Source organism: Pseudomonas sp. MWU12-2037, from assembly GCF_023242345.1.
Lineage (GTDB): Bacteria > Pseudomonadota > Gammaproteobacteria > Pseudomonadales > Pseudomonadaceae > Aquipseudomonas > Aquipseudomonas gingeri_D.
This window is the reverse complement of the sequence record NZ_JALLIZ010000004.1, coordinates 492121-498820: the sequence shown is the minus strand read 5'-3', so window position 1 is coordinate 498820 and position 6700 is coordinate 492121. Positions and strand designations below refer to the sequence as shown.

Sequence of the window (6700 nt, the reverse complement as noted above, 5' to 3'; positions counted from 1 at the left end):
TGAGAACTGTAGGAGCAGGGCTTGCCCGCGAAGGCGTCCTTGAGAACGCTGAAAGCTTCGCTGGCAAGCCATGTTCCTACAGACTTATGTCGTAAGTAGAACCGGTCTTCGATGTTGTAAAATCTTATTTTCAGGGCGAGTCCACTTGGGCCGCCCTTTTTTGTGCAAGAGCCTTATGCAAAGCAGCAGCAATCTTTTTCCGGTCGCTTTGATCAGCGCCGAGCGTCGTGGCGATCTCTGTGAAGACGTCTATCGTTTGAAACCGGCCAACAGCCCCGACGCCACCGTCGAACTGGCGGTCACCCGCCTGGGCCTCGCCGACGAGCCCGAGGCCCGTGGCGTGCCGGTCATCCTGCTGCATGGCAGCTTTTCCAATCGGCGCTTCTGGTATTCCGCCAAGGGCATCGGCCTGGGCGCCTACCTGGCGCGTGCCGGGTTCGACGTATGGATCCCGGAAATGCGCGGTCACGGACTATCGGCGCGCAACCACAGCTATCGACGCAATCGCGTGGCCGATTACGCCCGTTATGACCTGCCGGCCATTGCCGCGTTCGTCCGTGAACAAAGTGGGCAGATTCCCCACTGGATCGGCCATTCCCTGGGTGGCATCACCCTGGCGGCTGCCTTGGGCGGTCAATACCTGGGCGCCCCTGCCGTCGCTTCGGCGGCATTGTTCGGCTGCCAGGTCAGTCGCACCTACTGGCCGTTGAAGATTCCGCCAGTGGAGTGGGGCGGTCGCCTGCTGCTGCGGCGCTTCGCCCACTTGTCCGGTTCGCGCCTCAAGCGCGGCCCTGAGGACGAGCCCATCGGCCTGGCCCTCGAAAGCCTGCGCTGGTACGGCCTGTTCGGGCGCTTCCGGGACGCCGAGCGGGATTGGTGGGGTGGCCTGGCCGAAGTGGACGTGCCGGTGCTGGCCGTCACCGCGGTGGGCGATCACCAGGATCCGGCCTGGGCCTGTCGCAAGCTGTTCGAGCAGATCGGATCGGCGCACAAGCACTTTCTCTGCCTGGGCCGCGAGCAGGGTTTCAGCTCGGATTTCGGCCATGTCGAGATGCTGGTGAGCAAGCCGGCACAGGCTGAAGTCTGGCCAAGGGTGGCCGATTGGTTGCGCGACCAGCAGGTTTTCCTACAGGCTGAGTCAGCCGTTGTTCAGGAAACGCCCTGACAAGGGCATTTCGCTCACGGATGGTAAAGGCTAAGATATGACGCATTGAGCGGTTTGGGTCATTGTCTAAACATTCGACCGGGGCAAGCGTTTCATCTTGTAGCGCGACCTGCGTAGTCTGGCATTCTCGATTCCACCTACAGGAGTTTACCCATGGACCATTACGTCACCCCCGATCTGTGCGACGCCTATCCGGAGTTGGTACAGGTGCTTGAGCCGATGTTCAGCAACTTCGGTGGCCGCGATTCCTTCGGTGGTGAGATCGTCACCATCAAGTGCTTCGAGGATAACTCCCTGGTCAAGGACCAGGTCGAGCTCGATGGTCGGGGCAAGGTGCTGGTGGTCGATGGCGGCGGTTCCCTGCGCCGTGCCCTGCTCGGCGACATGCTGGCCGAGAAGGCGGCGAAGAACGGCTGGGAAGGGTTGGTGATCTACGGTTGCATCCGTGACGTCGACGTGATCGCCCAGACCGACCTGGGGGTGCAGGCCCTGGCCAGCCATCCGATGAAAACCGACAAGCGTGGCATCGGCGACCTCAATGTCCCGGTCACTTTTGCCGGCGTGACCTTTCGCCCGGGCGAGTACATCTACGCGGACAACAACGGCGTGATCATCGCGCCGAGCCCGCTGAAGATGCCTGAGTAAATTTTTTGCAACAAAATGGGGTAAGGATGTTCGAGGAAGAAAACGCGCAGTGGGGGCTGGTTCATGCCCTGGTTCTGGATGGTAAGGGCGGTGCGCGCTCGATTGCTCGGACAGAGCTCGATGGCTTGCAGTTGCAGCCGGAGGAAAGCCTCTGGCTGCACTGGGATCGCAGCCATCCGCAGACCCACGCCTGGTTGCGCACCTCCAGCGGCCTGAGCGAGTTCAACTGCGACCTGCTGCTGGAAGAGAATACCCGGCCACGCCTGTTGCCATTGCCCGATAGCGAGTTGCTGCTGTTTTTGCGCGGGGTCAACCTCAATCCCGGTGCCGAGCCTGAAGACATGGTCTCGGTGCGGGTCTTTGCCGCCCATCAGCGGGTGATTTCCCTGCGTTTGCGGCCGTTGCGCGCCACCGATGAGTTGCTGGTGCAACTGGAGCAGGGCAAGGGGCCGAAAAACGCCGCCGAACTGATCCTTTACATCGCGCAATACCTCACCCTGAAGGTGCAGGATCTGGTCAGCGATCTCTCGGAAGTGGTCGATGACGAAGAAGAAAAGATAGATGCCGACGAACGGTATAGCCCTGAACATGGCGCCATCGTGCAGATACGTCGTCGAGCGGCCGGGCTGAAACGTTTCCTCGCGCCGCAGCGGGATATTTTCGGCCAGTTGAGCCGGATCAAGCTGCCCTGGTTCGCCGACGAAGAAGCCGGTTACTGGAACGAATTGAACAACAGCCTGACCCGTTACCTGGAAGAGCTCGAATTGACCCGCGAGCGCGTGGGGCTTGTACTTGAGGCCGAGGACCGACGCCTGAACGTGCGCATGAACAAGACCATGTACCGTTTCGGGATCATCACCGGGATCTTCCTGCCGATGAGCTTCCTGACCGGTCTGCTGGGGATCAACGTCGGCGGCATTCCGTGGTCCGGAGACCCCTACGGTTTTGTCATCGCATGTCTGCTGATCGTCGCCGTTGCCGTCGGACAATGGTGGCTTTTCCGACGTTTGCGCTGGGTTTGAAACATGTTTCATGTGACCTGCAAAAAAGTGATCGCGTCTTTCACAGATATACCGAGAGGTGCGTATGCACGATCCGTTCGAACAATCTCTGCGTGACATGCTCAAGGCCTCGCCGTCCACCCGTGACGACGACGCTTGTCTGGGGCGTGTCCTGAAAACCGCCAACCGGCAGGTCGGCGCCGGTGATCTCTTCAGTCTGATGGGCCGTTGGCTGCAGGCGCTGATGATTGCCCTGAACAACGGATCGGCCCATGTTTTGCCGGTCTCTCGTCGTACCCCTATTGCTCGCTCCACGGATAAGGCTGACTGAATATGGAACTTGATCTCTGGACCCAGAGCCTCGTCACGGCAATGACTGCCTTGTGGACCAAAGTCGCGAATTTCATCCCCAACCTGTTCGGGGCGCTGGTGGTGGTGTTGCTGGGCTTTGTCGTGGCCAAGCTGCTCGACACCCTGCTGTCCAAGCTGTTGGCCAAATTGGGCCTGGATCGCCTGATGGGCGGCACCGGATTGACCAAGCTGCTGGGGCGTGCCGGCCTCCAGGTGCCGATCTCGACACTGATCGGCAAGATCGTCTATTGGTTCATTTTGCTGATTTTCCTGGTCTCGGCGGCCGAATCCCTTGGACTTGAGCGAGTTTCAGCTACGCTCGACATGCTGGCCCTGTATTTGCCGAAGGTATTCGGCGCGGCCCTGGTGCTGCTGGTGGGGGTTTTGCTGGCACAGCTGGTCAGCGGGCTGGTGCGTGGCGCGGCCGAAGGGGTTGGCCTGGATTATGCGTCGGGCCTGGGGCGGGTTGCCCAGGGCCTGGTGATTATCATCAGTATTTCGGTGGCGATCAGTCAGTTGGAGGTCAAGACCGACCTGCTGAACCATGTGATCGTGATCGTGCTCATTACCGTTGGCCTGGCCGTTGCGCTGGCCATGGGCTTGGGTAGTCGGGAGATCGCCGGGCAGATCCTGGCGGGAATTTATGTGCGTGAGTTGTATCAGGTTGGGCAACAAGTGCGAGTGGGTGAGGTCGAAGGACAGATTGAAGAGATTGGCACGGTCAAGACCACATTGCTGACCGATGAGGGTGAGCTAGTCTCTCTCTCCAATCGGATCTTGCTGGAGCAGCATGTGAGCAGCCGCTAACCCGGCAAACCCTGCTACTCTATGCCGCCGCAAAAATGCCCGCAGCCATGGCTGCGGCGGACATTGACCTGACTGTCGGCCCGACTCGTTTTGAATAAAGCTCAATCGCTCTCCATGCGCTACGACCCCCGCGAACTCACCGATGAGGAGTTGGTGGCGCGTGCGCATTCGGAGCTGTTTCATGTGACCCGCGCCTATGAAGAGTTGATGCGGCGCTATCAACGTACCTTGTTCAGCGTTTGTTCAAGATATTTAGGGAACGAACGCGATGCGGACGATGTCTGTCAGGAAGTGATGTTGAAGGTGTTGTATGGCCTTAAGAACTTTGAGGGTAAATCCAAGTTCAAGACATGGCTATATAGCATCACGTACAACGAATGTATTACGCAGTATCGCAAAGAGCGCCGAAAGCGGCGCTTGATGGATGCGTTGAGTCTTGACCCCCTTGAGGAAGCGTCTGAAGAGAAGACGCCGAAACCTGAGGAAAAGGGCGGACTGGATCGATGGTTAGTGCATGTGAATCCGATTGACCGGGAAATTCTGGTGCTACGATTTGTCGCAGAGCTGGAGTTTCAGGAGATTGCAGACATCATGCACATGGGCTTGAGCGCCACGAAAATGCGCTATAAACGGGCCCTCGACAAATTGCGTGAGAAATTTGCGGGTATCGCTGAAACTTAGTTCAGCGCAAATGTCTCTTACGTGTAGGCAAGTTCTGCTACACTTGCCGCCGAGTTGTCCCCCGGTTTGTGGGACTGCTATACAATCACCAGATGGGGATTTAACGGATGAAACTGAAAAACACCTTGGGCTTGGCCATTGGCTCTCTCATTGCCGCTACTTCGTTCGGCGCACTGGCACAAGGCCAAGGCGCGGTCGAAGGTGAAGCGTTCTGGGGCAAGACCTGGAACCACAGCGTCGACGATTACCAGAATGGTCGCACTCCTGGCGTCTCGATCGGCTACTTCCTGACCGACGACGTTTCCGTGAACCTGACCTACCGTAAGGACGACTACACCCGTTCGAGCGGCGCCACTGGCAACCAAGAGATCAATGGTGATCACTTCGGTCTGAAGTCCCAGTACCACTTCGGTCAAGTCGGCGACATGTTCCGTCCTTATGTTGAAGGCGGCGTGTCCCACGGCAGCATGACCAACGTAGCCGCTGACGGCCACACCGGCCGTGACGGTTCGACCTACCTGACCACCGGTGCCGGTGTGAAGGCCTACATCACTGACAACCTGTACGCTCGTGTTGGCGGTGAAGCTGACTACAAGCTGGACAACGGTCGTTGGGACTACCAGGCTCTGATCGGCCTGGGCGTGAACTTCGGCGGCAGCGGCGGCAAAGTAGCTCCGGCTCCTGCTCCAGCTCCAGTAGAAGCGGCTCCAGCTCCAGTAGCTGAATCCGCTCCAGCTCCAGAAGTTGTCAAGGTTCAGCTGGACGTCAAGTTCGACTTCAACAAGTCCGTTGTCAAGCCTAACAGCAAGGGCGACGTGAAGAACCTGGCTGACTTCATGAAGCAGTACCCACGTACTACTACTACTGTTGCTGGTCACACTGACAACGTCGGTCCTGACGCTTACAACCAGAAGCTGTCCCAGCGTCGTGCTGATGCTGTGAAACAGGTCCTGGTCCAGGACGGCGTAGCTCCTAACCGCATCCAGTCGGTAGGCTACGGTAAAACCCGCCCAGTGGCTGACAACGCCACTGAAGCCGGTCGCGCGATCAACCGTCGCGTAGAAGCTGAAGTAGAAGCCCAACAAGGTCAGTAATGACTTTGCGGTAAGAAAAAGCCCGGCTTAGGCCGGGCTTTTTTTCGCCTGCAATTTGAGCCCGGCACGGGCACCGACCTGTGCTCGTGTGCTTTCGGACAACGCTTCATCAGATTTTCATCATGATTGGCGGGCGCCACCCGGCCATCATCGCACCGCTCAATAAGAACGAGACGGGGCGCAGTGTGCAGAGTGATCAACTATCCGCGACCAGGTGTCCGGGCTTTTTATATGGTGAACAGGTCGTACAGGTACAGGCGGGAGAGGCCGGCGTGTGCCTGGCCCATGACGAGGCGAGCGTGTCCTGGTGCCTGCCGCCGGGCTGGCAGGGCTTGCTGGTGGCGCGGGGCATGTTGCGGGTCATCGGCGGTGACCTGCTCAGCGAGCGCCCCGTGGAGGCGAGCCTGGTCAAGCTGCAGGTGTTTATCGACCAGGGCATGGGTTTCGAACGGGCGCGATCGGCCGCGACGCCCTGGGCGGCCTTGCCCTTGTCAGCCGGGGTATCGGCCAGCAGGACCTTGTTGGAATCCTGGTATATCGACTGCGCCTTGCGCGCCGATCCCGCCCATCAAGGCTTTGCCGAAGTCCTGCGGCAAAGCCCGAACTACTGGCTGGTGCGTTTTCTCCTGGAGCAGGGCACGGCCAATGAAAAACTGATTGGCCTGGCCAAGCGTTATGGCGTGTCGGTCTCGCATTTTCGAAGGTTGTGCCATCAGGCGCTGGGCTGTGCGGCCAAGCCCGAGTTGCGTGACTGGCGCACGGCCAAGGCCCTGCTGAGCATGATCGGCGGCGAGTGTTCGTTGACCGATGTGGCGCTGGAGTTCGGTTATGCCTCTTCGTCGCACTTTTCCAAGGAGGTCCGTGAACTGCTCGGCGTGGCGCCCAGCCGCCTCTGCGATATCCAGGCGTCCATGGGTTTGATGATCTCGTGACAGTCAAGACGTCAGCAACTGACG

Annotated in this window: 8 protein-coding genes; all 8 read left to right on the top strand. The window is 59.1% G+C overall.

The features are described from left to right. Window positions 1–175 precede the first annotated feature (175 nt). The 8 genes from M5B42_RS10360 (at window position 176) to M5B42_RS10325 (ending at window position 6676) form a co-directional block, all read left to right on the top strand. Window positions 176–1165: an alpha/beta fold hydrolase gene (locus M5B42_RS10360; RefSeq protein WP_152737154.1), complete on the top strand. Its 990-nt coding sequence runs from the start codon at window positions 176–178 to the stop codon at window positions 1163–1165. Window positions 1166–1318: 153 nt separating this feature from the next. Next, window positions 1319–1810, top strand: coding sequence for a ribonuclease E activity regulator RraA (rraA, locus tag M5B42_RS10355; RefSeq protein ID WP_103499191.1), 492 nt, complete (start codon window positions 1319–1321; stop codon window positions 1808–1810). Window positions 1811–1836: 26 nt separating this feature from the next. Then, a complete protein-coding gene (locus M5B42_RS10350; RefSeq protein ID WP_248745727.1) occupies window positions 1837–2832 on the top strand; it encodes a zinc transporter ZntB in 996 nt (331 codons plus the stop codon). A 64-nt stretch (window positions 2833–2896) separates the two neighbouring features. After that, complete coding sequence (locus M5B42_RS10345) at window positions 2897–3142, top strand: CrfX protein (protein ID WP_103499192.1); 246 nt, start codon at window positions 2897–2899, stop codon at window positions 3140–3142. A 2-nt stretch (window positions 3143–3144) separates the two neighbouring features. Continuing rightward, complete coding sequence (locus M5B42_RS10340; protein WP_100940800.1) at window positions 3145–3969, top strand: mechanosensitive ion channel domain-containing protein; 825 nt, start codon at window positions 3145–3147, stop codon at window positions 3967–3969. A 90-nt stretch (window positions 3970–4059) separates the two neighbouring features. Continuing rightward, window positions 4060–4650 carry an RNA polymerase sigma factor SigX gene (gene sigX / locus M5B42_RS10335; protein ID WP_100940799.1) on the top strand — a complete coding sequence of 197 codons (591 nt, stop codon included), beginning with the start codon at window positions 4060–4062 and terminating at the stop codon, window positions 4648–4650. Between the two features lie 107 nt (window positions 4651–4757). Next, window positions 4758–5744, top strand: a complete 987-nt coding sequence (locus M5B42_RS10330) for an OmpA family protein (RefSeq protein WP_248745726.1) — start codon at window positions 4758–4760, stop codon at window positions 5742–5744. A 122-nt stretch (window positions 5745–5866) separates the two neighbouring features. Further along, entirely contained in the window at window positions 5867–6676 is an 810-nt protein-coding gene (locus tag M5B42_RS10325) for a helix-turn-helix domain-containing protein (protein WP_152737151.1), read from the top strand. Window positions 6677–6700 lie beyond the last annotated feature (24 nt).

Bases quoted from the DNA above. Each gene is read 5' to 3' on its own strand.
- M5B42_RS10340 (WP_100940800.1), top strand. From the start codon at position 3,145: ATGGAACTTGATCTCTGGACCCAGAGCCTCGTCACGGCAATGACTGCC.
- M5B42_RS10350 (WP_248745727.1), top strand. From the start codon at position 1,837: ATGTTCGAGGAAGAAAACGCGCAGTGGGGGCTGGTTCATGCCCTGGTT.
- M5B42_RS10330 (WP_248745726.1), top strand. From the start codon at position 4,758: ATGAAACTGAAAAACACCTTGGGCTTGGCCATTGGCTCTCTCATTGCC.
- rraA (WP_103499191.1), top strand. From the start codon at position 1,319: ATGGACCATTACGTCACCCCCGATCTGTGCGACGCCTATCCGGAGTTG.
- M5B42_RS10360 (WP_152737154.1), top strand. From the start codon at position 176: ATGCAAAGCAGCAGCAATCTTTTTCCGGTCGCTTTGATCAGCGCCGAG.
- M5B42_RS10345 (WP_103499192.1), top strand. From the start codon at position 2,897: ATGCACGATCCGTTCGAACAATCTCTGCGTGACATGCTCAAGGCCTCG.
- M5B42_RS10325 (WP_152737151.1), top strand. From the start codon at position 5,867: ATGATTGGCGGGCGCCACCCGGCCATCATCGCACCGCTCAATAAGAAC.